The organism is Commensalibacter melissae, from assembly GCF_009734185.1.
GTDB classification, from domain to species: Bacteria; Pseudomonadota; Alphaproteobacteria; order Acetobacterales; family Acetobacteraceae; genus Commensalibacter; species Commensalibacter melissae.
Genome location: NZ_CP046393.1, coordinates 778,920 through 805,803 on the forward strand (window position 1 = coordinate 778,920; position 26,884 = coordinate 805,803).

The 26,884-nt window shown below is 36.1% G+C and carries 24 protein-coding genes; 17 read left to right on the forward strand and 7 right to left on the reverse strand.

What is annotated here, in order from left to right; genetic code table 11:
- Positions 1–56 precede the first annotated feature (56 nt).
- Together GN303_RS03490 and GN303_RS03495 are read right to left on the reverse strand one after the other, a co-directional pair.
- Positions 57–878: a fructosamine kinase family protein gene (locus GN303_RS03490; protein WP_110438846.1), complete on the reverse strand. Its 822-nt coding sequence runs from the start codon at positions 876–878 to the stop codon at positions 57–59.
- Positions 875–1,348: a low molecular weight protein-tyrosine-phosphatase gene (locus GN303_RS03495; RefSeq protein ID WP_110438847.1), complete on the reverse strand. Its 474-nt coding sequence runs from the start codon at positions 1,346–1,348 to the stop codon at positions 875–877. Before GN303_RS03495 ends, GN303_RS03490 begins: the two co-directional genes overlap by 4 nt.
- A 308-nt stretch (positions 1,349–1,656) precedes the next feature.
- Here GN303_RS03495 and GN303_RS03500 point away from each other — a divergent pair, with 308 nt between their 5' ends.
- The 5 genes from GN303_RS03500 to GN303_RS03520 are packed head-to-tail and all read left to right on the forward strand — an operon-like array spanning position 1,657 to position 7,791.
- A complete protein-coding gene (locus tag GN303_RS03500) occupies positions 1,657–4,131 on the forward strand; it encodes an adenylate/guanylate cyclase domain-containing protein (RefSeq protein ID WP_110438848.1) in 2,475 nt (824 codons plus the stop codon).
- Entirely contained in the window at positions 4,128–5,156 is a 1,029-nt protein-coding gene (locus GN303_RS03505) for an MlaE family ABC transporter permease (protein ID WP_110438849.1), read from the forward strand. Before GN303_RS03500 ends, GN303_RS03505 begins: the two co-directional genes overlap by 4 nt.
- 2 nt (positions 5,157–5,158) lie before the next feature.
- Positions 5,159–5,848 carry a P-loop NTPase family protein gene (locus GN303_RS03510; RefSeq protein WP_110438850.1) on the forward strand — a complete coding sequence of 230 codons (690 nt, stop codon included), beginning with the start codon at positions 5,159–5,161 and terminating at the stop codon, positions 5,846–5,848.
- A 45-nt stretch (positions 5,849–5,893) separates the two neighbouring features.
- The gene (locus tag GN303_RS03515; RefSeq protein WP_110438851.1) at positions 5,894–6,850 is read left to right on the forward strand and encodes an MlaD family protein; all 957 of its coding nucleotides are present in this window, start codon (positions 5,894–5,896) and stop codon (positions 6,848–6,850) included.
- A complete protein-coding gene (locus GN303_RS03520) occupies positions 6,847–7,791 on the forward strand; it encodes a hypothetical protein (RefSeq protein WP_110438852.1) in 945 nt (314 codons plus the stop codon). Before GN303_RS03515 ends, GN303_RS03520 begins: the two co-directional genes overlap by 4 nt.
- Before the next feature lie 17 nt (positions 7,792–7,808).
- On the opposite strand, the gene GN303_RS03525 is transcribed toward GN303_RS03520, so the two are convergent.
- Complete coding sequence (locus GN303_RS03525) at positions 7,809–8,207, reverse strand: DUF423 domain-containing protein (protein WP_110438853.1); 399 nt, start codon at positions 8,205–8,207, stop codon at positions 7,809–7,811.
- A gap of 409 nt (positions 8,208–8,616) precedes the next feature.
- On the opposite strand from GN303_RS03525, the gene GN303_RS03530 reads away from it, so the two are divergent.
- From GN303_RS03530 to mdoH, 4 genes are all read left to right on the forward strand, one after another.
- Positions 8,617–9,138: a hypothetical protein gene (locus tag GN303_RS03530; RefSeq protein WP_110438854.1), complete on the forward strand. Its 522-nt coding sequence runs from the start codon at positions 8,617–8,619 to the stop codon at positions 9,136–9,138.
- Positions 9,138–9,746, forward strand: coding sequence for an NUDIX domain-containing protein (locus GN303_RS03535; RefSeq protein WP_110438855.1), 609 nt, complete (start codon positions 9,138–9,140; stop codon positions 9,744–9,746). The genes GN303_RS03530 and GN303_RS03535 overlap by 1 nt, the downstream gene beginning before the upstream one ends.
- 237 nt (positions 9,747–9,983) lie before the next feature.
- Positions 9,984–11,540, forward strand: a complete 1,557-nt coding sequence (locus tag GN303_RS03540) for a glucan biosynthesis protein (RefSeq protein WP_110438856.1) — start codon at positions 9,984–9,986, stop codon at positions 11,538–11,540.
- 221 nt (positions 11,541–11,761) lie between these two features.
- Positions 11,762–13,966 carry a glucans biosynthesis glucosyltransferase MdoH gene (gene mdoH, locus GN303_RS03545; RefSeq protein WP_110438857.1) on the forward strand — a complete coding sequence of 735 codons (2,205 nt, stop codon included), beginning with the start codon at positions 11,762–11,764 and terminating at the stop codon, positions 13,964–13,966.
- Positions 13,967–14,155: 189 nt separating this feature from the next.
- On the opposite strand, the gene GN303_RS03550 is transcribed toward mdoH, so the two are convergent.
- Both GN303_RS03550 and serB read right to left on the reverse strand, forming a co-directional pair.
- Positions 14,156–15,421: a DNA adenine methylase gene (locus tag GN303_RS03550; RefSeq protein ID WP_110438858.1), complete on the reverse strand. Its 1,266-nt coding sequence runs from the start codon at positions 15,419–15,421 to the stop codon at positions 14,156–14,158.
- Positions 15,422–15,536: 115 nt separating this feature from the next.
- A complete protein-coding gene (gene serB / locus GN303_RS03555) occupies positions 15,537–16,430 on the reverse strand; it encodes a phosphoserine phosphatase SerB (protein ID WP_110438859.1) in 894 nt (297 codons plus the stop codon).
- 195 nt (positions 16,431–16,625) lie between these two features.
- Here serB and miaA point away from each other — a divergent pair, with 195 nt between their 5' ends.
- From miaA to ilvC, 4 genes are all read left to right on the forward strand, one after another.
- Positions 16,626–17,642, forward strand: coding sequence for a tRNA (adenosine(37)-N6)-dimethylallyltransferase MiaA (gene miaA, locus GN303_RS03560; RefSeq protein ID WP_110438860.1), 1,017 nt, complete (start codon positions 16,626–16,628; stop codon positions 17,640–17,642).
- 111 nt (positions 17,643–17,753) lie between these two features.
- Positions 17,754–19,532, forward strand: a complete 1,779-nt coding sequence (ilvB, locus tag GN303_RS03565) for a biosynthetic-type acetolactate synthase large subunit (protein ID WP_408735531.1) — start codon at positions 17,754–17,756, stop codon at positions 19,530–19,532.
- A gap of 41 nt (positions 19,533–19,573) precedes the next feature.
- Positions 19,574–20,128, forward strand: a complete 555-nt coding sequence (gene ilvN, locus GN303_RS03570) for an acetolactate synthase small subunit (protein ID WP_110439014.1) — start codon at positions 19,574–19,576, stop codon at positions 20,126–20,128.
- A gap of 26 nt (positions 20,129–20,154) precedes the next feature.
- A complete protein-coding gene (gene ilvC, locus GN303_RS03575) occupies positions 20,155–21,174 on the forward strand; it encodes a ketol-acid reductoisomerase (RefSeq protein WP_110438861.1) in 1,020 nt (339 codons plus the stop codon).
- Between the two features lie 78 nt (positions 21,175–21,252).
- On the opposite strand, the gene GN303_RS03580 is transcribed toward ilvC, so the two are convergent.
- Positions 21,253–23,001, reverse strand: a complete 1,749-nt coding sequence (locus tag GN303_RS03580) for a tetratricopeptide repeat protein (protein WP_110438862.1) — start codon at positions 22,999–23,001, stop codon at positions 21,253–21,255.
- A gap of 323 nt (positions 23,002–23,324) precedes the next feature.
- On the opposite strand from GN303_RS03580, the gene GN303_RS03585 reads away from it, so the two are divergent.
- The gene (locus GN303_RS03585) at positions 23,325–23,669 is read left to right on the forward strand and encodes an aldo/keto reductase (RefSeq protein ID WP_110438863.1); all 345 of its coding nucleotides are present in this window, start codon (positions 23,325–23,327) and stop codon (positions 23,667–23,669) included.
- A 271-nt stretch (positions 23,670–23,940) separates the two neighbouring features.
- Here GN303_RS03585 and GN303_RS03590 read toward each other — a convergent pair whose 3' ends face one another.
- Positions 23,941–24,873, reverse strand: coding sequence for a DMT family transporter (locus tag GN303_RS03590; RefSeq protein ID WP_110438864.1), 933 nt, complete (start codon positions 24,871–24,873; stop codon positions 23,941–23,943).
- A gap of 274 nt (positions 24,874–25,147) precedes the next feature.
- Between GN303_RS03590 and rpmI the strand changes: the two genes are divergently transcribed.
- From rpmI to pheS, 3 genes are all read left to right on the forward strand, one after another.
- Positions 25,148–25,354, forward strand: a complete 207-nt coding sequence (gene rpmI, locus GN303_RS03595) for a 50S ribosomal protein L35 (RefSeq protein ID WP_110438865.1) — start codon at positions 25,148–25,150, stop codon at positions 25,352–25,354.
- A 15-nt stretch (positions 25,355–25,369) separates the two neighbouring features.
- Entirely contained in the window at positions 25,370–25,726 is a 357-nt protein-coding gene (rplT, locus tag GN303_RS03600) for a 50S ribosomal protein L20 (protein ID WP_110438866.1), read from the forward strand.
- A gap of 88 nt (positions 25,727–25,814) precedes the next feature.
- On the forward strand, positions 25,815–26,882 hold the full coding sequence (gene pheS, locus GN303_RS03605; RefSeq protein ID WP_110438867.1) for a phenylalanine--tRNA ligase subunit alpha: 1,068 nt from the start codon (positions 25,815–25,817) through the stop codon (positions 26,880–26,882).
- The last annotated feature ends 2 nt before the right edge of the window (positions 26,883–26,884 follow it).

The following is a 26,884-nucleotide window of genomic DNA, read 5'->3' on the forward strand; positions in this document are numbered from 1 at the left end:
TACACCTTACAAATTTTTTGTGCATATGATGGAATAAAGGATAAAAACATCTCAATTTATAATTTTAGATCATCAAGAATTTTGTTCAGCATTCGTAAATAATAATTTCCAAAAAGAATGTAATGAATAATCAAAGGGAATATTTGATAAATTGCCAAACGTTTTTGCCATCCCTTTTCAAGAAGATTATAAGATTGATAAAAAATGTCATAAGGATTACCAAAAAGGTTTAACATGGCAATATCAACTTCATTATGGCCATAATAACAGGCTGGGTCAATTAAATAGGGTTGATTGTAGTGGGCAAGGATATTACCAGTCCACAAATCTCCATGAAGGAGGCTGGCTATAGGATGATCAGGCAAAAAATCATCAAGTTTGATAATAAGATGTTCTATTTTTTTGGCAGTTGTTACGGGTAAATGGGACAGGTAACATGCCAAACGCCATTCACCCCAAAATTTTACCCAACTAGATGAGGGTGTATTGATGACATTGATTGTTCCAAAAGCATAATTGTCCTCCCAGCCATAATTGGAGTTATGGATGTTATGAAGTTTGGTTAACATTTTTCCAAGATTGGACCATGTTTCCAAGGAAAAAGAATTTGTTTCCTTAATTCTTTCCAAAATTAAAATTTCTGAATTGGCAAGAATGACCTTTGGAACATCAATGCCATTACTTGCAAGAAATTTAAGCATTTTTCCTTCACTTTGAGGAGATGCACCATTTTTGATCACATAATTTTTCTTGTTTTTTGTTATGATATGGAATGTTTCGGAAACATCACCCTGGGTTAAGGGTTGTGCTTGTTCTATCTTGTCATTAAGATATTTTTCCGCAATAGAAATGAGAGCAGAGGGAGGGTAAATATTCATGATATTTGCTGTTCAAAATAATTTGCCAGATTATGACAAGCCTCATTTATTTGAGACCATGTTCGTGAAAAAGCATCTTGATTTCTGTAATAGGGATCTGAAATTTCTTCATTCTGATAATTGGGAATATAATCAAGCAATAATTTTATTTTACTATCTGTATCATATGGTGCCAATTTTTTTAATTGAACGATATTTTTATGATCCATGCCAATTATATGCGTAAAATCATGAAAATCCTGTAGCTGAATTTGCCTTCCAAGATAATGGCGAATGTCTATTCCATATTTCATGACCTCATGTATGGTACGCGGATCTGGGGGTTGATCAACATGCCATGCTCCCAACCCAGCAGAATCAACAAAAACTGGCAATTTCCTTTTTTTGACTTCTAGACTGAAAGCAGCTTCAGCCATGGGGGAACGACAAATATTACCCAAACAGACAAACAATACTGAATATAAAGTCATAGAAAACTCAATGTTATGATAATAAATTATTGAGAAATATATTGATTTCGCAAATCTATTTTTATGTTAAAATACTTTTGCTATCATGACAATGCTAAGCTTCATAAGTTTTTTAACTGTTTTAATAAGCAAATTTGGTAATTTATACAAATTAATATATAGTAACTGCTATAATTATGATGATTCATATATCAGTCTATTATAATTTATTTTATGTTAGTTATTTTTTCATATAGAATATAGATTTTGTTAATTTAACTATTTAAAATAATAAAAATTCTGAATGGTTTAAATCAAGGGGATGATAGGTGCCTGCTGGTGAAATTGTTGATCCAACCAAAAATCCAGTAAATCGTTTGTGGCGTTTTTTTCTGCGAATTGGTATTCCCGTGCTTGGGGTTATTTTGGTTTCTTTTGTCGTGGTTGGGGTAACCCTTCATTCTTATCACACGACAAAAGCTGGGATTTCAAAATTATCACATGTGATTTTGCGGACCGAACAATCTAGGATTTCCGAAGAAATATTGTCTTATCTCAATCCAGCCACCAAGGGTGGGGGATTGGCGGTTGATATGTTAAGTCATATTCCATCCGAATATAAATGGGGAATGTTTTATAGTTATGCGATGAGCAGTTTACATCGTACGAAACAGGCTGAATCTTTTTATTTGGCTGATAGTGATGGTCGTTTCAATATGGTTGAACGTGTTCCTGATCATCCTGACCAAGTAAGGGTTATAACATTGGAGCCAGATCAAAAAGGTGGACGTTTTTTAGAGGAATATCACATTTTTGACAGTAAAAAGGTTATTAAAACACGTTATATGCCAGCCAACGCCTATGATCCTCGTTTACGTGCCTGGTATCATACAGCAGTTGAAAATAATAAATTGACTTGGTCATCACCTGTTTTGATGCCAACAAAAAAAGGCTTGGCGGTGACGGCATCTATACCTTTTGTGGATAAAGATGGAAAAAAAAATGTTTTTGCAATGAATATCTCCTTGCAAGAATTGACGAAATTTTTGGCTTCCATAAAATTGAGCAATAATGCGCGGATCATAATCATTGACAATACTGGTCACATTATTGCCTCTCCCAATCTATTGACCTATTTTGTTGGAAATGAATGGAATCCTCAAGATTCAAAAATCAATCCTGCGGTAAATCCCGTGATAGCTAGAGCATATGATCAATTTCAGATCCAAGGTTCTGGTATTCATTCCTTTAAAATGGAAAAAAAACCTGATCTTGGTCAGGGACAGGATCAGAAAAAAAATTCAAAAAATATTATTGATAAACAGAAACAAGTCGCTGGCAATTATATTTGCGTAACTTCCAGATTGCCTGATTCAATACAGAAATGGGTTATCATGATTGTTATACCAGAAAAAGATTTTTCTGGTTTTGTAGCTTCAGGTGCAAAGCAGAATCTGCTTTTTTCCTTGTTGGTTGTTGCATTGGCCGCATCAATGGCGGGATTACTGATTTATCAGGGACATCGTATGGATAAACTTGGTCTGCGTTTCCAGCATATTCAAAATGTGGTTGAACAGGAAAGTGACGCTATAGAGATGGTAGCATCAACTCCGGAAGTTTTTGACCCCAGAAATGAAGCGCTTATTCTTACCGAAAAACTTTGCAAGCTGGTTTCTGCACATCGAGTCAGTATTTGGCATTTTTCAACTGATCATAAATCCTTGATTTGCAATGATATATATGATCGGACAGAAGATAATCATGCTGGTGGATATGAATATTCTATTTCGGAATTACCCAATTTTTTTGAATTGCTTGATGCAGGTGAAACAGTTGTTGTGGACAATGCTGAACATGATCAGAGAACGGCTGCATTATATCGATTGTTTATGAGCTCTGTTTCTACTCGATCGCTGATGATTACCCCTGTTTTAGGTAAAAATGGAACAATAGGGGCAATTCTGGTTGAGGATACGCCTTATCTTTATAATATAAATCATATCACAAAAATTTTTGCGGGGCTGGTTACAATGCGTTTTGTTGCGGCCCAAGTTGAATTTGACCAGATTGGCAAACACCAAAGACTACACTATGAAAATGGTAAAGTTTTTTCTCAGAAAGAATTTTTGAAAAAAACGGTCAAAGATGATTTGGAAAATACGGAAAAAGATATTAATCATGATTATCTGATAGATCCGGGTCAGTTTTCAAAAAATAAAATTGATTTTGGTCAATTTGATAAACAAGGTGAACAAACCATATATCCTGCTGTTGCGATGATGGATATTTCATTTAGTGGGTTTTTGTCTTCTGATATTCAACATACGGTGGAATTAATCAAACCTGTCAAAAATTTAGTCATTGTATTGGAGCAAATCGCACAGAAATATGGTATTTTCTACGTAAGAATTATGGGAGGTCATCTGATCGCTGTGACGGGATGTTCAAAGGAGCCAGACATCACCGCCCCGATCAGATTGGCCCAAGCGGCAATAGATATGCGAGAGGCCTGTCTGGAGATTATTCCCCATAAATATACAAGTTCAACATTTGGGATTGGAATAGATGTTGGTCCAGCAATCGGGTCCTGGTTTGGCAAGGACGCAAAAACTTTTGCATTATGGGGGCCTGTGGTCGGAATGTCTTCATTGATGGCACAAATGGCCAAAGATGATGCAACGATTCAAGTGACACAAGAAGCCTATGCGGCTTTAAGAAACGATTTCCTGTTCAGATCAAGAGGAAATTTCTTTATTCCTGATATGGGTGTTGCTGATATATTTATTCTTGCTGGCAGACGATGAACGATTATCAAAATAATAATGACCAGTATACCAAAAGGGGGAGTGCTCCCAGATCGGATAAACAGGTCGAAACGATTTTATCGAGTTTGAATGATAATGGTATTCATGATGTCGATCAATATATGGAATCCATTCGTATTCGTGAAGCTGAACAGGAGCAAACATTATATCAACGTTTGAAAACTGTAGAACCGGGTTTCTTTTCGATTTTCAGAAAAATCGGAATTGTTATTTTCTGGTACATGCAGCCTGTTCTGAATGTAATTGGTTCAGCAACGCGCAGTTATTTTCGGTTTCTTTTGTCTGTTCTGGCAGTTTCATGGGGAGTGCTGGTTGAAAGCATCTCTCCTCTAACATGGCGCAGGACAGTAAAGTATGAATTCAAAAGAATGGTAGGGTTGGCCATTGGCGGTGGATTTTTCAGCACTTTCTTTACGGCTAGTCTTGCGGGTTTGGCTGTGGTTTCTCAAGCGATTTTATGGCTTGGCGCAGCAGGATTAACCAAAATGACTGGACCCATCCTGGTTACAGTTCTGGTTCGAGAACTGGCCCCGGTGCTGGTAGGAATGATTTTATTAGGAAGAAATGGCATTCTGACCGTAACGGAATGCAGTTTACTAGCAATGGGTGGACAGCTTAAATTTTTTACGTCTATGGGAATAGATGCTTTTATAACCATTGTAGTGCCAAGAGCCTGGGCTTTTACTATTGCCAGTTTTACCCTGGGAATGGTTTTTGGTATTATCTCGTTATTCATGGGTTACCTGGTAACTTATTTTATGGGGACAATGCATGATTCCATTTGGATGTTCTACAGTAATATCCTCGCCGCAATGACGGGATGGGATTATATTCTGGTACCCTCAAAATTTATCGTTATGGGTTTTTTGATTGGTGTTGGTTCTTGTATCACTGGTATGAATGTCAAAGTTACAGATGATCCTGCAACGTTATTGCCCAAAGGTTTTACGCGCGGTATTTTGCTCATCATGGTGGTTAATATTTTATTTACAATAGGATTTTAGTGATGGTGGATAAAATATTATTGAATATAGATAACGCCAAACCTTCATTTGAAGAAAGCGCGTTGCCTTATGTGCCATACAATTTAAAATTGCGGGCAGGCGAATGTATCATTGTTGAAACGGGCAGTATGGAGTTATCAACTGCTTTAGCAGATTTATGTAGTGGTATTGTCAAGTTAGATGAAGGAAGTGTCAAATTTGAAGGGATGGAATGGTCTTCTTTGAATGAGCCAAGATTATCTGCCTTAAGGGGAAGAATAGGTCGTATATTTCAACAGGGTGGTTGGGTTGATATGTATCCTGTCGCAATCAATATCTTGATGCCAATGTTGCATCATTCCTCTTTAGCTATCGATAAATTGACCAAGCAGGCTTTGACACTATGTCGAATTTTTGGTTTGCCTGGTCTTCCCATGGATACGCCTCGCCATATGATGCCGGTAGATTTACATAGGGCTGCATGTGTGAGGGCCTTGTTGGGAAACCCTGATCTAATTTTATTGGAGCACCCTTTTGAAGGATTTTCAGAAGATTTGTTATTCCCACTGTTTGAAATGTTGAATACGGCACAAAATAAAGGGGCCGGTGTTATTTGCTTTACACAACAGTTTTCTTTGTGGAATTATTATAGGGAACGGGTGACGCATTGGATGCGGTTGCAGGAAAAAGGGTTAACATTGGAAAATCAATAAGAATATTTATCCTTAATTGCATGAATGATACGGTTATAAAATAAAATGTTTAACAGCAAACGATACACAAAAGCGCGACAGTTATTTCAGCTAAGATATGCTAATGAGTGGACAGGTGGTCTTGTTCTTTTATGCTTATTAGCATTTATTGGTGCAATTATTGAAGCTGGTGTATTACGGGACTGGCTTACCCCTGCGGCACAACTGAATATTATCCTGCCACAAACAGGTGTTGACAATCTATCGGTTGGAGATGATGTGGAGGTATTCGGTATTAATGCGGGGACCATACAAAAAATCAATGTCAATTCTGATGGTGGTTTAACGGCAATCGCAATGCTGGATCCCCAGATCAGAACTTTTATCAGACGAGATAGTACAGTCACCATCAAACGTAAATTTGCCGTAGCAGGTGCCGCTTTTGTTTCTATAACAAGAGGATATAGTACGCCGCTAAATTGGCGTTATGCTGTTTTGTCGGCGAAGACAGAGCCTAATCCTGCAGACCAGATTTCACAAATGGTATTGCAAATTCATAAACGTATTGTTCCAATTATGGATAGTGCAAAAAATATGATGGCTTCACTTGAAATGACAGTTGAGGGAATTCAACAGGGGCGTGGAACAGTTGGTCGTTTGGTTAATAATGATGAATTAATCAGAAGAGCTGAAAATATGGTTCAAACAATCAACAATGTTATTGAACAATTGAAACCGATTGAAAATAATATTAATCATGTTGTTAAAAATTCTGATAAGGTCATGGTTAATTTCAAAAAAGTTTCCAGAGATTTAAGCAAGGCTTCACCTTCTTTGAAACCGATAGCTAAAAATGTTCAAGATGCAACGGCAGAGTTGCCGGATATGATGATTCAATTGCAATCAACAATGGGTGATCTACAACGATTGATTATACAACTGAAAAGTATGTGGATATTGGGTGGAAATGGAAAAGCGCCTCATAAAACAAAACGTCTACATGCAAGAGAGGTAAGACCATGATAGGAAATTTAGGAAAGATTCCGTTTTGTCTTACAGGTTTTCTATTTCTGGCAGCATGCGGCGTTACACAAAATGATCCACCTAGAGATGAGCCTTTGCAACGAACTATGGACGTTGCCAAACAGGGAGTATTTTATAATCGGTTAAAACAGGCTGAAATAAATTATCTAAAATCATATCAATTTGCTTTAACCCGTGATGATCAGAATGATATTGAGAATGCAGGTTATAATTTGGCTGTTGTTCAGTTGGATATGAATAATAAGCAGAAGGCTTATGAAACTGTTCAGGCTGTCCGTAACGAATTATATATTAGAGACGAAAAAAATAGTCCTCAACTGGATTTAGTTGAAGCAGCCATTTTATACCGGTTGCATCGTCAAGACGAGGCTTTGAGACTTTTACAAAATGCGGTACAAACGTCGCAAGATGATATACGGGAACGGGCTTATTTTTTCATAGGATTGATTGCTAACGATCAAAATAATATTTCCCTGTTGGTTAAAGCTTCTCAAAAGCTTGATCAATTAATTCTAAAAGATAAAAATGCAAGAAAAGAGGATAGTTGGAAAGCGGATCAAGGTGAATTGCATGCATTGTTGAATTATAGAAATGGGAAATATGATGATGCTATTACCACGTCAAGATTTGTAGAGGTAAGCCGTCGTCAACAAATTGAATATAGAGCAATGGTTAGGGCGCTTGTTATTCAGGCTATGGCTTATGAATCAAAAGGTGATCGGATTCAGGCAGCCAATTTATATATAAGGGCTGGCAAAAGTGCCCGATTTTTAAAAGAATATACAGATGCCAAGAATTATTTGTATAAAGCTGTTGCATTACAGGCTGATCAAATAACTAATAATTTGGCATCTCATGAATTATCAACTGTGAGACAAGAAGAATTTAAAATGAAAGAAAATTCTTTAGATAAAAATTAATGGCAATAATAATAATTTTATTTAAGAAATAGAGCTAAAATCGCTAAATATAGCCAACCAAAAATAAGAAGAGTACCTCCGATTGGTGCTATGGGTAAAAATGGATGAAAACCGGTAAAACTGATGTAAAAGACACCTGAGCAAAACAAAGTTAATCCTAGAATAAATATACATCCGATTAGAAAAAAATGTAAATTTAGTTTCCATATTTTTTGTAATATGGAAACTGATATCAAGGCTAATCCGTGAATGAATAATATATTATCCGCTATTCGACTCATATTTCTGCCATCATTAATAAAATATTGATCTGGTAAATGGGAGGTGAGGGAAGAAAATATAACTGCCAGTAAACAGTAAAGTGCCCCGAAGGCGAGAGAAATATTAATAAATAAAAATTTTCTTTGGAATTCCATTTTTCACCTTATTTATACGATTTAAAGAGTTGAAAAAAAACTATTTATGAATTAAGTATAAAAAAATAATATAAAGATTTAAGATGGCAAAGAGGTTAAAAGAATAATAAAAAAAATTGTGTATTATTAATTATAAAACAAAATTATATTAAAAGTATTTTATAATATTGCAAAATATATTAATTTTTTAGGCAATACTAAATAAAAACGTGTAAGTCAAAAAATAACAATTAAGTTTATTAATTCATTGTAAATAGCGAAATAAACTTGAATATTTGTTTAAAAAATCGAAAATATTAATTTTTCTAGAGATTTATCACTAGAATTTATCACTTAATAACCAATATAAACCAATAAAAATATTTATACTTAATAATAAGCATGATTTTTAAAGTGGGAATTTTTTTTAATGAGAACTGATAATAAAGAAGAAAAATTTTCGAATATAACTGATATAGATGCTGTTAAAAGGGCGTTGGAAAGTATAGGGGATTCTACAAATAAAAAGACAGTGAAAGAAAAAGGAAATGATAGTTTTCCTAAAAGACGGTTTATCAGGGATCAAGGAGTAATTGTTAAAAAACAGAATTCAGAAAAATTTTCTAGAAAAACATATTTTCAAGATTTTTCTGTTGATGATAAACTGTCAAAATATAACCGAAAATTATCGATAACAAACGAAAAAGATGAAAATAGTTTCAAAACAATTCTTAAACATGTAGAAATACTTGTCGAGAAAATGACATTGATGCAAAAACAAGTCGAGAATTTGGAAAAATTGAATATTAAACTTTCAGAACAATTCAAGAGTGTGACATCCAGTTTTAATAAACCAAATGAAATTGAGACTGTTGAGGTTATGGAAGATGATGATATTGTTGATGAATTGGGACAAAAACCGGTCAAATGGTGGATTAGAAAGCTTGACTAATGTCCAAACTGATTGTTAAACATTATGAAAATTTATGGAAAGGACATTTTAAACTTGATAGAGCAGAAGCTGTTCAGAAATATTCGGATGGTAATGAAAAGTCTGTCAAGCGTGAAATATTAAGAGTAAATGACAGTGTTGCGGTTTTATTATTTCGTCATGATAATGGAAACATTATTTTAACTTCACAATGGCGGGCACCTGTTCTTGCAAGAGGTGACGATAATAATCCGGTTATAGAAGTATGTGCAGGCAACATAGATTCATCAGATTATGATCCCTTAAGAAAAAATCCATTGGAAGCGGCTTATCAAGCTGCTTATCGAGAGGCAAAAGAAGAGACAGGTTGGCATATAAATCAGTTGTACCATTTATTTGCCTTGTATAGTTCGCCAGGAATCACAACAGAAAAAATATATTATTTTATCGCTTCCGTGGATAAGCAAGATCAAAAGGGTGGTGGATTACGACAGGAAGGCGAAAATATTGAAATATTGGAAATGAAATTGACGTTGGCCTTTGAATGGATCAAAGAAAATAAAATTGTTGATTTAAAAACGGTATTTTTGTTACAGTATTTCGGTAATAATATTAATCTATTTATGTAAGACCAAATATTTATATGTAATTCAAATAATCTTTTGGCTGAAAAATCAATATAATTATATCAGTCTGCATCATGTTTTGTAGAAAAAAAGTCGTGCAGACGAAATATTTTATATTTATCTGTCTATACGGTTATATTGTTTTTAATTGTAATTAGTGTTGATTTTAACTAGTATTTACTCGTTTATAAATTTAAAACGTGTAAAGATAATTTGTAACAGAAGAATAAGGAATAAGTCGTGGTATTTCGTCGGGATCTTTTGCGTACTACAGCAGGAGCCTCCTTGGTTGGAATAGTTGGTGGAATAACAAATATTTCCCCAGTATCTCTTGCAAAAGCAGATGAACATAATTCTGTGGATCAGGGAAAACCATTTGATCAAACTACGGTAAGACAATTGGCAAAATCAATGGCGCAACGTGCGTATAAGGCACCTGATGATCATTTGCCAGATGTGATTGACAAACTAGATTTTGATGGATTTAGGGGAATTGAATTCCGCCATGAAAGAGCTTTATGGAATAATGAAAATTTAAATTTTGCTATTGAATTCTTTCCGAGAGGTTTTTTATATCGACCACGTATAGATATTCACGAGGTAATTGATGGGGTTTCCAAGCCTGTTCAATATCATTCTGACATGTTTTCCTATGCGGATCCTAAACACAAAATTGATCAGGATTTAGGATTTTCTGGCCTGAAATTGATGACCAAACTCAATCAATCGGAAACGATGGAAGAATTTGCAGTATTTTTAGGTGCATCCTATTTCAGGGCGATAGCCAAAGGTCAACAATATGGTTTGTCTGCGCGTGGTTTTGCTAAGGGAACCGCGGATCCACAAGGGGAAGAATTTCCTCTATTTCGGGCGTTCTGGATTGTCAAGCCTAAAAACGGCATTGAATCGTTGGTTATATATGCATTGCTAGACAGCCCTTCATTAACCGGGGCATATTGCTTTACAATTCGCCCAGGTAACATGACAATATTCGATGTTGAAACCCATATCTATCCCCGTAAATTAATTTCTAATGGCGGAATTGCTCCTTTGACTGGCATGTTTTATTTTGATGCCAATGATCGTAATCACATTGATGATTGGCGTCCTGCCGCCCATGACAGTGAGGGTCTTCTTATATGGACGGGTACAGGACAACAAATATGGAGACCTTTAACCAATCCAGTTGATTTACAATATTCTGTTTTTGTTGATAATGCGTTAAAGGGTTTTGGCCTAATTCAACGTAAACATGCCTTTAGCCAGTATGAAGATCTGTCTTTGCATTATGAATTAAGACCAACCGCTTGGGTTGAACCCGTGGGTGAATGGCAAGCGGGTAGTGTCAATTTGGTGGAAATACCTTCCCCCAGTGAAGTCAATGATAATATTGTGGCATTCTGGCGCCCCAAAGAAGTTTTTAGAGAAGGAAAAGAATATACCTTTACTTACCGTTTATATTGGGGATGGGATAATCCATGGACAACATCCTTATCTCGTATTGCTGCAACCAGAATAGGGGCAGTTGTTGATAAACCGGATGTAAGATTTATTTGTATAGATTTTTTTGATGGTCCATTGAACGGCTATTCATCGGACAAACAATTGCATGTCAATGTATCCTCTTCCACGGGTCAAATTAGCAATATAAGCATGTATTCAGATACAAATTTGCATAAATGGAGAACGACTTTTGAGTTCGATCCTAAAGGAGCTAAAATGGCTGAATTGAAATGTGTTTTAATGGATGGGGATCAACCAATTTCCGAACAATGGATCTATCGTTGGACACCGTAACATATTTGTGAAATTTATTGTTTAATAACCCAAGCATGAAAAGCTTGGGATTTTTTTTAGGTAGGTATAAGAAACGGTTATTATTTTCAAATATCATTTATCCATGTATGAGTAAATTGATTTTATAATCAACTTCTTGGATGCATTTGTTTCCAGTCTATTGAAATATTTATATTTGTAAGTTAGGCTTCGGGTATTTTAAATAGGAGAAAAAAATACTTATGGTTGAATTAAAGGTCAATAATCATTGTCATCTGCAAAATGATTTGAATGAAATCAAATTTCAGGACTTAACAGCTGACAAATTTGAATTTGCTGCCCTTCCTCCAGAATCTCCTATTGAAATGCCTGTGCAAAATTTATTTTCAAGGCCAAATATTTATAATCGTTCTAAAAGAATGAAAACTGAACCAAAGACAATTTTCTTTAGAAGATTGTTTGTTTTTTTATTATCTTTTTTATTAACGGCGTACGCCTCCTACGAAATGAATCTAGTGTTTAACAGCACAGGCATGAATTCCCTTGGCGTTATTATTCTGATTATTTTTACAGTATTGTTTTTATGGATTGCCTTTTCTTTTGTTTCATCACTTGGAGGATTTTTTGAGCAATTGAAACAAAAGGGAGGTCTTTCGCTAAATATCGATCCCAAAGCACAAATTCCTAATTTGCGTAATAAGACAGCAGTGCTAATGCCTACCTACAACGAGGATCCACATCGTGTTTTGGCTGGTTTGAAAGCAATCTTTAACAGTCTTCAAGCGACTGGTCAGGGTGATCACTTTGATTATTTCATTTTATCGGACACTACCGATCCGGATGTATGGGTTGAGGAAGAGGCAACTTATTTACGCCTAATTGAAGAAACAAAGGGTCTAAATAAGATTTTTTATCGACGCCGTTTTGAAAATACCGATCGTAAGGCTGGAAATTTGGGGGAATGGGTTCGACGTTTTGGTGGGGCTTATGAACATATGTTGACTCTTGATGCGGATAGCCTGATGGAAGGGGACACGATAGTAAGAATCTGTGCAGCCATGGAAGAAAACCCAGAAGTTGGATTGATTCAAACTTTACCGGTTATTGTCAATGGCACAACGTTGTTTGCGCGCTTGCAACAATTTGCCGGACGGGTTTATGGTCCTACTATCGCTTATGGTTTAGCATGGTGGCACGGGTCAGAAAGTAATTATTGGGGACATAATGCGATCATACGGATCAAGGCTTTTGCCGAGCAGGCTGGATTGCCCCATCTTCCGGCAGTGAGAAAACCTTTTGGTGGCATGATCATGAGTCATGATTTTGTTGAGGCGGCTTTGATGAGAAGGGGGAGATGGGCTATTCATATGGTTCCTGCATTACAGGGTTCCTATGAGGAAAGTCCGCCTTCTTTGACTGATATTGCTATCCGTGATCGTCGTTGGTGTCAGGGGAATTTGCAACATGCCATGATAATTCCAACAAAAAAGTTGAGCTGGATAAGTCGTATACATATGATAACAGGTATTGGGGCGTATGTAATGTCACCATTGTGGCTGTTATTTTTGCTTGCCGGTATTCTGGTATCACTACAGGCTTTATTCATGAAACCGGAATATTTCAGTACAACGGATCGCGTATTATTTCCTCACTGGCCCCAGGTTGATCCAGTTCAGGCTGAATATGTTTTTATTTTAACCATGCTTGTTTTGTTGGCCCCTAAATTTTTAGCGTGGATTGCCCTTTTGGCCAATCCTTTTTTAAGAAAAGGATGCGGTGGAGAAATCAAGGCTTTGTTTTCCATTGTTATTGAAACGCTTGTAGGTGGATTGATTGCACCTGTTGCGATGTTGATTCAAACCGCGGCGGTAGCGTCAATATTGTTGGGATATGATTCAGGATGGAATGCCCAACGTAGAGACGTCGGTTATATTCCTTTAAAAGATGTTATCCGGGATTATTGGCCACATACAGTTATTGGTATTTTAATGGGTGCAGCTGCCTGGGCAGTTTCTTTTTCTTTATTTTTATGGATGACACCTGTATTGCTGGGATTATTATTGGCAATTCCTCTAGTATGGATGACTTCAAGTCAGAAAATCGGAATTTTATGTCGCAAATTGGGTTTGCTAATCATTCCTGAAGAAGTTAATCCGCCAAATATTTTGCGACTTGATAAAAAAGAAAAAGAAAAAATTGCAAATTTGGAAGTTAAAAATGCCTTTCACAATTTAGATAACAGTAAGCTAATTCAATTTCATTTGACTCAGCTCCCTCAGGAACGGAATAAAGGGGAAGCTATTAATGCAAATGAATTGGTCAGTATTGTTAAAATTGAGGAGGCAGACAATCGTCAGCAACTTTTGGAGAATTTAACAAAAGCGGAAAAATCGGCTGTACTAGCTTGTAAAAAAGCTCTCATCAAATTTTTTAAAGTGCCATTATAAAGATTATAAAAAATGAGATAAAATCTTTAGAGATTGTCTTACTTCTATGCTAGGAAGTAAGACTTAAAATAAATCATATAATTTTTTATAGTTTTTCATTTTTAAAAATTAATTCAGAATGTAATTTGTTGAACAATCAACGATTTAGTTAAATAGATTAGATAATGATTATTATTTAATATTCGTTTTTCAAAAACAATAAATGGTTTTGTTTTTATCTCTATTGTTCGATAAACGCATGTTTTTTTCCAATTCAAAAATTTTTTCTGTCAAAATTTTACTAGATTGATTTGTTTTTTTTCCTTTTTTGGTTAAAATTACAAACTCTACGTTATTGGCTTTATGAGAATAACGCTGGCTGCTGACACGATAACGTTTATAAATTTTTGCAAAAATTGATACACGGCCAATTGTACAGTTTTGGCGTATCATTTCCTCCAAAGGTATAAAACCATCTGTACTATAGCTAGTCATTATCCATTGTGTAGGTAGAGTCTGAAGAAGTGTATTATAAGCATCACTTGCCTGTTTGCGAATGGTATAAGCACTTTTTCGGTTTTTTCTCCAATCCTTACGAATTGCAGATTTATCTCGGCAGGAAATTTTGTTGGATATATTAGGCTTGTCCCACAAGGTAATACTGTTCAGGACATGATAATTGGATCCGTATGGATGCTGGTTATAGGGTGGATCTAAATAGGCAATTGAGTAATCAGGTAAATTCATATTTTGTAATTTTTCAGCAAGAAGTTGCGCATCCATTTGAAAAATTAAATTTTCCTGATGATTGTTAAAAAATTGTATAGGTTGTAGCTTTAAATCTCCCGCAATACGATAAAGGGCGGTTTTTGTTTGTCCGCCCCATCCCTTATGAAAGCCTTTGAAAACGCCACTTGTATTTGCATGATAACACGCACAATAAAGTAGTGGAGCAAGCAGGCAGGCAAATTGAATTTCGCTAAGTTTATTTTTTTGTTCCCATTCGAATATTTTTTCACGTATTGCATCAATTTTTAAACCGTTTTTTCGCATGTAAAAAAGCCGGTCTTTGGATAAATCATATTGGTCATCATTTTCAGGACATAAATGAGAGGTTACCCAATTTTGTATCGGTGGCAGATTATTTAGATACAGCAAAATATCTTCATAGGATTGTTCATTGAAGAATTTGGGAGAAGATTGTATCTGTATTGAAGCAATATTGAGGATTCGGCTATAAGGTTCCCAATCATTGGAAAATACGCGATAGCCTATTTTTTTTGCAAGGCGGCTGACTACTCCGCTGCCTGAAAATAAATCTATAAACAATCCATTTTTTGGCGAACCATTAGTTTTGGACAGACCGAGATGAATTAAATCCAATAATTTTCGTTTATTCCCTATATAAGGTATAAGTTGATTAAATAAAAAGTTATCAGTTTGATAAGCTGAATGTTTTTCTTTATTCCACTGCATTTAGTATATTAAACTTGTATGGTTTACTTGTCACGATCATGAAGGAAGAGAAATAACAAAATTATCATAGAGTAAATTTGATCAAAAATTTGTTTTGTATGGAAAATATTACATTTTATAATGACGTAAATTCATTACGTTTATAACCTTGAACGAATAAAGCGGATAGTAACGAGGTATGCTGAATTTTATTTATAATTTTTTCAGCAACAATCGGTTTGGGATAAAAACCGATACCTAATCCTGCAGAACTCAACATGGGCAAATCGTTAGCACCATCGCCAATTGCCATTGTTTCATCATTGGACAAGGAAAGTTTTTTTGTAAGGCGTTGAAGATGATTCAACTTAGCTTCTTTTCCAAGAATGGGAGGAATAACCTTTCCATCAAGCATATTATCCTGAAAACTTAATTGATTTGCATGATTTTCATCAAATTGACAAATCTGGCTTACTTTTTCGGTAAAATAGGTGAACCCACCGGAAATTAAAGCTGTATGCGCATAATGGTTTTTCATTGTAGCTACAAGAATTTTTGCCCCTTCATTGAGTTTTGTTTTATTCCAGGTTTTTTCCAAAAAATTTATAGAAACGTTTTTCAGCAGGGCGATTCTTTCTTTTAGGGCTGTTTCAAAATCAAGTTCACCATTCATGGCACGTTCGGTTATTGCAGAAATGCGATCGCCAATTCCTGCTTCAGCAGCTAGGTCATCAAGTGTTTCATTTTTCACGATAGTACTGTCCATATCGGCTATTAAAAGCCTTTTTTTTCTGTGCGTGGAACAGGTTATAAAAAAATCGGCCTCATCAATATCCAGCGATTTTTTTATATCTTGATAAAGTGGCAGAGCTCCAGTTAGATTATTTATGGAAGCTGGAGCGATAAAATCTATCGCTTCTTCATGAGAAAGCCATTGATAATTCAGATATGAGAATTTCTGTCTAACTCGATCTATAATTGATTGATTAAGCAATGAGGGTGGTGTTACCAAAGTAAAAATAAAGGACATAAAATTATCCGTGATAAGATTGGGGCTTTAACATAATGAATTCAGATCAATTTGATTTTGGTTAACTTTTAATGATTTTTCTCATAAAAACAAGAACTTCTGAAATTTAATTATATAAAGCGGTTTTCAGGGAATTGTTTTATAACTAATTAGTGATTCAATTATTATGAATAAACCAAAACATGGATTATGCTTATGGAACAGGCGGTGCTTCAATCACGGTCTTTAAATAATGAATTGCGGCAGGGGAAAAAAAATTGGGCGGTTATTGTTGCCGGTCCAACATGTTCAGGTAAATCTTTCCTCGCTTTACAGCTTGCACAAAGTTTAAATGGATCAATTATCAATGCGGATGCAATGCAATGTTATGCTGATTTACGTATCATAACCGCTCGTCCCTCTTTTGAGGATGAAAAACGAGTTCCACATTATTTATATGGGGTGTTGCCTTGGTATGAAACGGGTAATGTTGGTTGGTGGCGACAACAGGCACTTAATCAGTTGCAGAAAATATGGGAAAATCATAAATTGCCTGTATTATGTGGTGGAACAGGCATGTATTTTCATTCCTTAATTCATGGTATTGCCATGATACCTGAACCGGATCCGTCAATAAGGAAACAGGCACGTCAGTTGGTCAATGATGGAAAACTAGCGGATTTATATAATGAATTGGCCAAAGAAGATCCTGAATCGGTCGAGGAATTAAAATCTAATGATTCTCAAAGAATTGCTCGAGCATGGGAAGTCTGGAAATCAAGTGGGAAAGGATTGAGATATTGGCAAAAACATGCACATTTACCTGGTGCAGATTGTAATTTTATTGTTATTCGCCTTGCACCTGAGCGTTCTGTTTTACGTCAAGCCGTAGCTAATCGTTTTGGATTGATGATTGATGAAGGTGCACTGGAAGAGGTTAAACTGTATGCGGAAAAAAAACCGTCTTTGTCATGTCCTTTGTCCAGAGCTCATGGAGTTCCAGAGTTCATGGCTTATCTTAATAACAGGATTTCTATTAAAGAGGCCGTTGAACAGGCTGTAAAGAATACGCAACGATACATTAAGCGTCAGGAAACATGGTTTTCACATCGAATTTTGGCGCCAGTGCAGCAAACTTGTATTTTTAATTCAAGAATAGACAAAAATACGCAATATTTGCAAAGAATTATTAAAAAATCTGAACTTTTTATTAATAGTTTTATTGACGAATAATCATTTATTGATTAGGGTAATTTCAATAATAATTTATAAGATAAGATTAAACTGCAAATCATTTTATTTGGTTTAAATTTATATTCTATTAATACCAAGGATTAATTGAAAATGACAGAGGCTATGCAAAAGAACGGTAATAATGCTCTTAAAGAAAAAAAAAATTATGATATGACTGGAGCAGAAGTTCTTTTACAGGTACTCGTTGATCAGGGTGTGGATATTATTTTTGGATATCCGGGGGGGGCTGTTCTGCCCATTTATGATGTTTTATTCAAGCAAAAGAACATTCGCCATATTCTAACACGCCATGAACAGGCTGCCGTGCATGCCGCAGAAGCCTATGCCCGTTCAACGGGAAAGGTAGGTGTTGTTTTGGTTACCAGTGGACCGGGCGCAACCAATACCGTCACTGGGTTGGTGGATGCCTTAATGGACTCCGTTCCCATTGTTTGTATCAGTGGACAGGTCTTCAGAAGTTTGATTGGTAATGACGCTTTTCAAGAAGCGGACACGGTTGGGATTACTAGGGCCGCGACTAAATTTAATTATCTGGTTAAGGACACGGAAAAATTGGCTCAGAAATTGCATGAGGCATTTTATATAGCCAAAACAGGTAGGCCCGGACCTGTTCTTGTCGATATTCCTAAAGATGTCACTTTAGAAAAAGCACCCTATATTAAGAAAAACAAAGTTGAACCTTATCCATCTTATAGACCGGTTACTGAACCCGATGAAAATCAGGTTGTAAAAGCGGTAGATGCAATGAAAAAGGCAAAGCGTCCCTTATTCTATATAGGAGGTGGGGTTATTAATGCTGGAAAAAAGGCATGTGAATCGTTAAAGAGATTGGTTAACTTAACCGATTTTCCGTGTACTGCTACGTTAATGGGTCTTGGTGCATTTCCCGGTTCAGACAAGCATTTTCTCGGCATGTTAGGAATGCATGGAACTTATGAAGCAAATATGGCCACCCATGATTGTGATGTCTTGATTGCTTTGGGTGCGCGATTTGATGACCGTGTTACAGGCAGTGTAAAACATTTCTCACCGAATTCCATTAAAATACATGCTGATATTGACCCTTCTCAAATTAACAAGATTGTAATTGTTGACATACCTATTGTCGGGGACGTGGCCAAAACGATCGAATTGATGATCAAGCTATGGGACAAAAGGGAAGATCAGAAAAAAGATTTGAAAAACTGGTGGAAACAAATTGAAGCATGGCAGTCAATAGAGTGCCTGAAATATGATCAGGATAAATCAAAGGGCAGTATTGTAAAGCCCCAGCATGCCATTCGTTCGCTTTACAAAGCAGTTAAAAAAAGAAAAAAAGAGGCATATGTAACAACAGAAGTCGGTCAGCACCAAATGTGGGCAGCTCAATATTATATTTTTGATCAGCCTAATCATTTCATGACATCTGGTGGATTGGGAACCATGGGGTATGGATTACCGGCTTCTGTAGGAACACAAATTGCGCATCCCGAGGATCTTGTTATAGATATTGCAGGCGAGGCCTCTACTATGATGAACATTCAGGAACTGGCCACAATCAAACAATATCGTCTGCCAGTGAAGATTTTTATCTTGAATAACCATTATATGGGTATGGTGCGACAGTGGCAGGAATTGGTTCATGGTGGACGCTATTCTGAAAGTTACAGTGAAAGTCTGCCTGATTTCGTCAAATTGGCGGAAAGTTTTGGCATTAAGGGATTGAGAATAGAAACGATTGATGACTTGGATAATGTCATTGATGTAATGCTTGATGAGCCGGGACCAGTGTTGGTTGATGTTTGTGTTCAGCAAGAGGAAAATTGTTTTCCAATGATTCCAGCGGGTGCACCCCACAATCAGATGATATTGGGACCAAATAAAAAATAAGGCTTGGCATTTTTTATTTTATTTTAATGTTGGGAATAAAAATGGGCAATCAACGTAATAATGTATCGTTATCGGAAGTCATCGAAGATAAAGATAATTTTGTTAAAGCTGTTTTTTCTTTGATTGTTGAAAATGAAAGTGGTGTTCTGTCCCGTGTTATAGGTCTGTTGTCGGGACGCGGGTATAATATTGAAAGTCTTACTGTCGCGCCTGTAAATAAGGATGAAAAGAAATCCAGAATCAATATTCTGACTTCTGGTACTCCCATGGTGATTGATCAAATCAAAGAGCAGTTAAGTAGGCAGGTTCCTGTCTATCATGTTGTTAATTTATGTGAACAGAGTTCATATGTTGCACGCGAATTAGCATTAATTAAGGTTGTTTCCAAAGGAAATGAAAGAACAGAAGCGTTAAATTTGGCTGGTGCATTCCGGGCACAGGTTGTTGATGCAAGTATTGATTCCCTTGTGTTTGAACTGACTGGTAAAACTGAAAAAATAAATGCTTTTGTGGATTTATTACGTCCATTGGGTTTGGTAGAATTGTCCAGAACAGGTATTGCCGCCATTGGACGTGGTTGTCATACAATTTATTAAATTGAAAATTTGTAAGGATTATTAAGATGCGTGTTTATTATGATCGTGACGCAGATGTTAATTTGATCAAGAATAAAAAAGTTGCCGTATTGGGCTATGGCAGCCAGGGTCATGCCCATGCAAACAATATGAAAGATAGTGGGGTAAAAGATATTGTAATTGGTCTTCGTCCAGGATCCAAGAGTGCACAAAAAGCAGAAGTGGCTGGTTTAAAGGTTATGAGTGTGGCAGATGCTGCTGCCTGGGCTGACGTTGTTATGATTTTGACTCCAGATGAAACGCAAGGGGATTTATATCGTGAAGAACTGGAAAAAAATCTTAAGCAAGGAGCCGCAATTGCCTTTGCACATGGTTTAGCCATTCATTTCAAGATTATTGAACCTCGTCCTGATCTGGATGTTTTCATGATTGCTCCAAAAGGTCCAGGCCACACTGTTCGTTCAGAATATCAGCGTGGTGGAGGGGTTCCATGTTTGGTTGCCGTTCACCAGAATCCTTCAGGTAATGCCCTAGAGATTGCGCTTTCTTATGCCGCCGCAATAGGTGGTGGCCGTTCTGGCGTTATTGAAACAACCTTTCGTGAGGAATGTGAAACAGATCTTTTTGGTGAACAAGCGGTATTATGTGGTGGATTGGTAGACTTGATCCGAAATGGGTTTGAAACGCTTGTTGAAGCAGGCTATGCACCTGAAATGGCATATTTTGAGTGTCTTCATGAGGTTAAGTTGATTGTTGACCTTATTTATGAGGGAGGGTTTGCCAATATGAACTATTCAATTTCAAATACAGCGGAATATGGAGAATATGTTTCAGGTCCTCGGGTTATTACAGAAGAATCTCGTAACGCCATGCGGAATATTTTAAAAGATATTCAGGATGGAACCTTTGTTAATAAATTTATGACTGATAATAAGGTTGGACAAATAAGTTTAAAAGCACGTCGCCAGCAATTGAACAATCATCCAATTGAACAGGTTGGTGGAAAATTACGTGAAATGATGCCATGGATTACAAAAAACCGTTTGGTTGATAAAAGTAAAAACTAGTTTTTTAATTTTTTTCGTTTTAAAAAGGGCTATGACTTAATAAAAAATCATAGCTTTTTTTGTGCAAAAAATAGAAAATTACCAGCTTATTGAACGATCCAGCTGTTTGTTCAAGGCATTAGTTTTATCAAGGATATTAGCAATGAATTGATCTTTTTCACTCGCTTTGAAATAATTGAAAATATCCTGTATTGTATTGAGTGCTGTATATCCCCGGTTATTCTTAAACAACTTTTCAGCATGGTCATACATACCCTGCGCAATTAGTCGTTTGATATTGATATTTTGATCGTCAATATAAAAATTAATCAGTTGATCATATGTTTGTTTAATTTCAATACCTTTATGTAACATAATTTGAAGCTTTGCTTTTTTTAAAATTGCATCGGCACCATTATAGCGGGTTTTTGGATTATTTTTATGATGGGCAACAGCGATAAATTCTGTATAAGTTGTAAGAGCCTGATCATATTGCTGTGAATTGATTTGAAGTTCGGCCTTGGTTAGATAGGCATTGCTGATTTCATAATATAATTTCTCGTCTTGAGTATCCTTATAAAGTTTTATTACGTCGGTTAAATATTGCAAGGCGAATTTGCTCTGTTTCTGTTTTTCCAAAATAATGCTTTTATTGATATATGCCTTGATAATTATGTCATTCAGGTCATTTTGTTCTGAATCATGAACTGATTTATATTTGTTCAAGATCTGGTCGTAGACAGAAGAGGCCTGGTTCAAGCGGTTAAGATCAGTGAGGATATTGGCTTTGGTAAGCAGTGCCATAGCGACGATCTTCCTGATTTTTGGGTTGGTGAATTGTGAAAAATCATCATGAATTTGGTTGCATAGAGCTAACGCTGTATCTGTATCATGTTTACTGTTTAAAATCTGCGTTTTACCTAACAGGGCAATGGATTTGTAATATGGCAAATCTTCATCTTTGTTTGTAGAGGCATTGATTTTTGCCAGAATTTCATCATAGGTTTTTAATGCGGCGTTTTGTGGATCATTGCCAAATAAATCTTTTTGATTTTCAGGAATGTGAACTACGCGATGAAGTATTTCGGCTCGATATAACAAATTTTGCAAAAGAAATTTTTTGATCTGAGGATTGGGATCATCATGATATAACCGAATAAATGCATTGCTGTTATAAAGTGCTATTCCCCATTCTTTACGGTCAAGACGGTTTTTGGTTCTGGCCATAATGGATCGGGCAGTGATTAACCGAAGGGTTGGATCTTTGTCTTTGACAAATTTTTCTACAATTGATGAATGGATGTTGAGGGCTGTATCATGATGCCCAGTTTCGTTCAGAATTACAGTTTCATTATACATAACCTGAGCAATCATGCGCTTAATATCAATTTTCTGATCAGATCCATATGTGGAAACCAAATATGAAAAGGCTAGCATGGCTTCATCATATTGTTTTTGTTGAAGTAAGAGGTTACCTTGGTTAAACCGCGCTTTTGCTACATCATACCGTATTTTTTTATTGTTGCTACCCATGTAGAGGTTGCTGAGTTGTTCATAGGTAATGATGGCTCCTTCAATATCATGAAGATTGGTAAGGATTTCGGCTTTTTTTAATAAACCCTTGGCTACAATTTTCTGAATTGTCTTATTGTGACGATTACCGTAATATTCTGACAGAAAACTAAAGTCCCCCATAGCCTGTAATGGTTTGTTATTTTTCAGATATAAATATCCAGATTGCAAGGCTGCATCTGCGTGATTTTCGCTTTGCACTTCATAGCGATAATATATTCCAATACCAACACATGTTAAGAAAATGAAAGCATATAAAATTATTTTTTTACGCATGAATATTACTTTACCCTTAATTTAAAATATTTGGGGATAATCCTGACTATTTTATCGTTTTTTTTGAATAATTACACTTTAATTTAAAAATAAAATATTTTTCACTCGACAATGAAAATTCTATTTTCTGTTAGGATTATAAATTTAGGATTAACAATTATACCATAATTGCAATCTATTTATAAGATGAATAGCCAGAAATTCATAACATATTGTGTTTAATTATATATTATTTAATTTTCAGGAAAGAACATATGAAAAAAAAGAATTTGGGCAAAACAGGATTGCAAATTGATATTATAGATCTTTATCAATCGAATTAGATGGATGAAAATATAGCTTATAAAGAAACGCTTTTTGCCTATGAACAACTTTTGAAAGAAGGAAAGATCCGTGCCATAGGTGTATCAAATCCCAATTTGAAACAATTGTCAAATTTCGATACAGGTTGTCCACAAAGCAGTAATTATATATATCAAACATTACAATCTGAATATAATCTTTACGACAATCCGCAATTTGATGATACATTACGTAATCTTGTGATCAGAAAAAATATTGAGGTAATTATTTATTATAGTCTTAATTCAAGATTTTTAACGGGGAAATATCGAAATTATGAAGATATGATCACAGTGCGAGAAATGACAAGATTGCCACATACTTGAATGATCAGGGCATGCGGATTTTGAAAAACTTTAGATAAGATTTCAGTCAATCATCATGTTAATCAGGCATTTATAGCTTTGGCATGGTCGCACGCACAAAAAGAAGTTGCCGGCCTCTATTGCAAGTGCGACAAGTACCAAGTCAACTAAAGGATTTAATTAATTTTTTAATGTTAAATCTATTACTTGCTGAATTATCTGACCTGGATCAGGCAAGTATGAAACAGTGGCAATTAAATGGTTCAAGAGATTTTCAGACTTGGATTTTACCCTAAACCTTTTTAACTGCTAAAATAATAATCATGCTGATAATACAGGCAGTTCCTAGCCAGTCTATTAAGGTAAATTTCACATTTAAAAGGAAAACAGAGAAAAAAACAGCTGATAACGGTTCCACCGTTGCTAAAATGCTACCTTTTGTGCTGCCCAATAATTTTATTCCTATAAGATAGAAAAGAAAACCAAACATTCCTCCACCAAAAATGACTATCATCAGTTCAATCCAGTTAACAACATTTAGATTTACCTCTAGATGCCAGAAAGGGTAGAAAAAATTGAGAATGATCCCGCCGATTAACATACCCCATCCCGCAATGGTTGAGGTATTATATTTTTGGAGAAGGGGGATTGGATATAATGTATAAATTACCGAACTAAGAATACTGATACCACCGTATAACAAAGCTTTTGGGGGAAGGGTGATTTCATAAATCGAACCGTTTGTAATGATACAGAATGTTCCTGTAATTGCTAAGATAATGGATAGGATAACATATAAAGAGGGAGGTTTTCTCAAATAGATAGTCAATATGACTGCAATGACGATTGGATATAAATATTGCAATATTGTTGCTGTTGCCGCATTGGAATATTTAACGGTTAAAAAGTAGCAGAGTTGTGAAACAAGAATGCCAAAAATTGAAAAATTCACCAGGTAGATAATGTCTTTTCTGTTTTTTAAGGGAAGAAAAATATTTTTCCCGTATTTGCGATAACAAAGTCCTAACAGGATTGTTCCAGGTAACCACATGCGTATCGCGATCATCCAGGCTGTATCAATATGAACGGTTTGCAAAAGATATTGTCCGATTACACCACTCAATCCCCATAGGCAGCCAGCAAGGATGGCAAAAAACATTCCTTTTGTTTGATCAGAGAATTTAAAACGGTATGGGGATTTATCCGGGGAAATTGTATTGTTCATGTTTGAATACTTCATGAAAATATTTAAGTGAATTAAATTCACTATTAAAAATATTTGGATGACTCAATAAATGGCTAAATGCTTATTTAATAAACTTTTTTGAAAAATAAAGTTTAATTTTAGTGAGATTGGTAGATTTTTCTTGAGCTTAACTTAAATAGTGTTTATATAACACACTACGTTTATGGGTTGGGCTTGGAAAATGGGCTGCCCTTCTTATGACGTAAGTTTCGATGTTAGCAATAACGTATCCAGAATTTTTAAGGAGTATGAAATGCCCAAGATCAAGACCAAGTCATCGGTCAAGAAAAGATTTAAAATCACGGCAACAGGTAAGGTGCTGGCTGGTCCAGGTAACAAACGTCACGGTTTGATTAATCGTACCCAAAAAGCAAAACGCAGCAATCGCGGGACACAGGTATTGGAACCACAGGATGGTCGTACAATTAAACAATGGGCCCCATACGGTCTGCCACGCTAAGGAGTACAAAGAACTATGGCAAGAGTTAAAAGAGGTGTTACCACACACGCCCGTCATAAAAAGGTGTTGGATCAATCCAAGGGTTTTCGCGGTCGTTCGTCAACCAATTATCGCATTGCGCTTGAACGTTTGGAAAAATCTTTACAATATGCATATCGTGATCGCCGCGTTAAAAAACGAGATTTCCGTTCATTGTGGATTCAACGTATCAATGCCGCTGTTCGTGAACATGGATTGACCTATAGCCGTTTTATCAATGGTCTGAATAAGGCTGGTATCGAGCTGGATCGTAAAGTGTTATCTGCAATTGCTTATGATGATGCAGCAACCTTTGCAGAAATCGTTAAAAAGGTTCAGGCTGCACTTGCTTAACTTTTTATGAGATTAATCTGTTCATGAAAATGAATGGAATAGAGAGGGTTGTCTGATGACAGCCCTTTTTTGTTTATTGAGGGGTTAGATGGATAAGGATCTTGAAATCATAAAGCAGGAAACGCTTCATGCTTTAGATCAGGCACAGGATTTGCGTGCATGGGACAGTGTTCGGGTATCAGCGTTGGGGAAATCAGCCCCGTTGGTACAGAAATTGAAAGAATTGGGAAAGGTTGAACCTGAATTACGTAAAGAGCGTGGTCGTGTTTTAAATGAATTAAGAAATGAGCTGACCAAAGCAATTGAAATACGTAAGGCCATTCTTGAGGAAAAAGCGTTAAATGAAAAATTGAATGCGGAGGCAGTTGATGTCTCAATGCCTGTTTCTGTTGTAAAAGGTACATTGCATCCCTTGCAACGAACAATCGAAGAAATTGTTGCCATTTTTGCGGCAATGAACTTCAAGGTTGCAGAAGGGCCTAATATCGATACGGATTGGTTTAATTTTTCTGCGTTGAACATTGATGAAAACCATCCCGCGCGTGCTGATCATGATACGTTCTATCTCCCCTCCAAATCTACAGATGAACAGCAACTATTATTAAGGACTCAGACTTCAACAGTACAAATTCGCACGCTTTTGGAACAGGAACCTCCCATACGCATCATTGCACCAGGTCGTACCTATCGTGCAGATCATGACGCAACTCATTCACCGATGTTTCATCAGTGCGAGGGTATGGTTGTAGAGAAAAATATCACTTTGGGTCATTTAAAGGGATGTCTTGTAGATTTCCTTAGAGCTTTTTTTGGAATACCAAATTTACCCGTTCGTTTTCGTTCGTCCTATTTTCCGTTTACTGAACCTTCCATGGAAATCGATATCGGCTGGAACCGCAAAACTGGAGAATTGGGTGGTGGTTCGGATTGGCTTGAAATTCTCGGCGCAGGGATGATGCATCCACGTGTATTGGCAAATTGCGGTGTTGATCCTCGTGAATGGCAAGCTTTCGCTTTTGGTGTCGGTATCGAACGTCTGACGATGTTAAAATATGGAATTGCTGATTTGCGGTCATTTTATGAAGGTGATGTACGTTGGCTGCGTTATTACGGGTTTCCCCCTTTCAAATCCCCAAGCATTCATGAAGGGATATAGGA

Coding starts and splice junctions, on each gene's coding strand:
- GN303_RS03490 (WP_110438846.1), bottom strand. CDS start 878: ATGAATATTTACCCTCCCTCTGCTCTCATTTCTATTGCGGAAAAATAT.
- GN303_RS03495 (WP_110438847.1), bottom strand. CDS start 1,348: ATGACTTTATATTCAGTATTGTTTGTCTGTTTGGGTAATATTTGTCGT.
- GN303_RS03505 (WP_110438849.1), top strand. CDS start 4,128: ATGAACGATTATCAAAATAATAATGACCAGTATACCAAAAGGGGGAGT.
- GN303_RS03510 (WP_110438850.1), top strand. CDS start 5,159: ATGGTGGATAAAATATTATTGAATATAGATAACGCCAAACCTTCATTT.
- GN303_RS03515 (WP_110438851.1), top strand. CDS start 5,894: ATGTTTAACAGCAAACGATACACAAAAGCGCGACAGTTATTTCAGCTA.
- GN303_RS03520 (WP_110438852.1), top strand. CDS start 6,847: ATGATAGGAAATTTAGGAAAGATTCCGTTTTGTCTTACAGGTTTTCTA.
- GN303_RS03525 (WP_110438853.1), bottom strand. CDS start 8,207: ATGGAATTCCAAAGAAAATTTTTATTTATTAATATTTCTCTCGCCTTC.
- GN303_RS03530 (WP_110438854.1), top strand. CDS start 8,617: ATGAGAACTGATAATAAAGAAGAAAAATTTTCGAATATAACTGATATA.
- GN303_RS03535 (WP_110438855.1), top strand. CDS start 9,138: ATGTCCAAACTGATTGTTAAACATTATGAAAATTTATGGAAAGGACAT.
- mdoH (WP_110438857.1), top strand. CDS start 11,762: ATGGTTGAATTAAAGGTCAATAATCATTGTCATCTGCAAAATGATTTG.
- GN303_RS03550 (WP_110438858.1), bottom strand. CDS start 15,421: ATGCAGTGGAATAAAGAAAAACATTCAGCTTATCAAACTGATAACTTT.
- serB (WP_110438859.1), bottom strand. CDS start 16,430: ATGTCCTTTATTTTTACTTTGGTAACACCACCCTCATTGCTTAATCAA.
- miaA (WP_110438860.1), top strand. CDS start 16,626: ATGGAACAGGCGGTGCTTCAATCACGGTCTTTAAATAATGAATTGCGG.
- ilvB (WP_408735531.1), top strand. CDS start 17,754: ATGACAGAGGCTATGCAAAAGAACGGTAATAATGCTCTTAAAGAAAAA.
- ilvN (WP_110439014.1), top strand. CDS start 19,574: ATGGGCAATCAACGTAATAATGTATCGTTATCGGAAGTCATCGAAGAT.
- ilvC (WP_110438861.1), top strand. CDS start 20,155: ATGCGTGTTTATTATGATCGTGACGCAGATGTTAATTTGATCAAGAAT.
- GN303_RS03580 (WP_110438862.1), bottom strand. CDS start 23,001: ATGCGTAAAAAAATAATTTTATATGCTTTCATTTTCTTAACATGTGTT.
- GN303_RS03585 (WP_110438863.1), top strand. CDS start 23,325: ATGGATGAAAATATAGCTTATAAAGAAACGCTTTTTGCCTATGAACAA.
- GN303_RS03590 (WP_110438864.1), bottom strand. CDS start 24,873: ATGAACAATACAATTTCCCCGGATAAATCCCCATACCGTTTTAAATTC.
- rpmI (WP_110438865.1), top strand. CDS start 25,148: ATGCCCAAGATCAAGACCAAGTCATCGGTCAAGAAAAGATTTAAAATC.
- rplT (WP_110438866.1), top strand. CDS start 25,370: ATGGCAAGAGTTAAAAGAGGTGTTACCACACACGCCCGTCATAAAAAG.
- pheS (WP_110438867.1), top strand. CDS start 25,815: ATGGATAAGGATCTTGAAATCATAAAGCAGGAAACGCTTCATGCTTTA.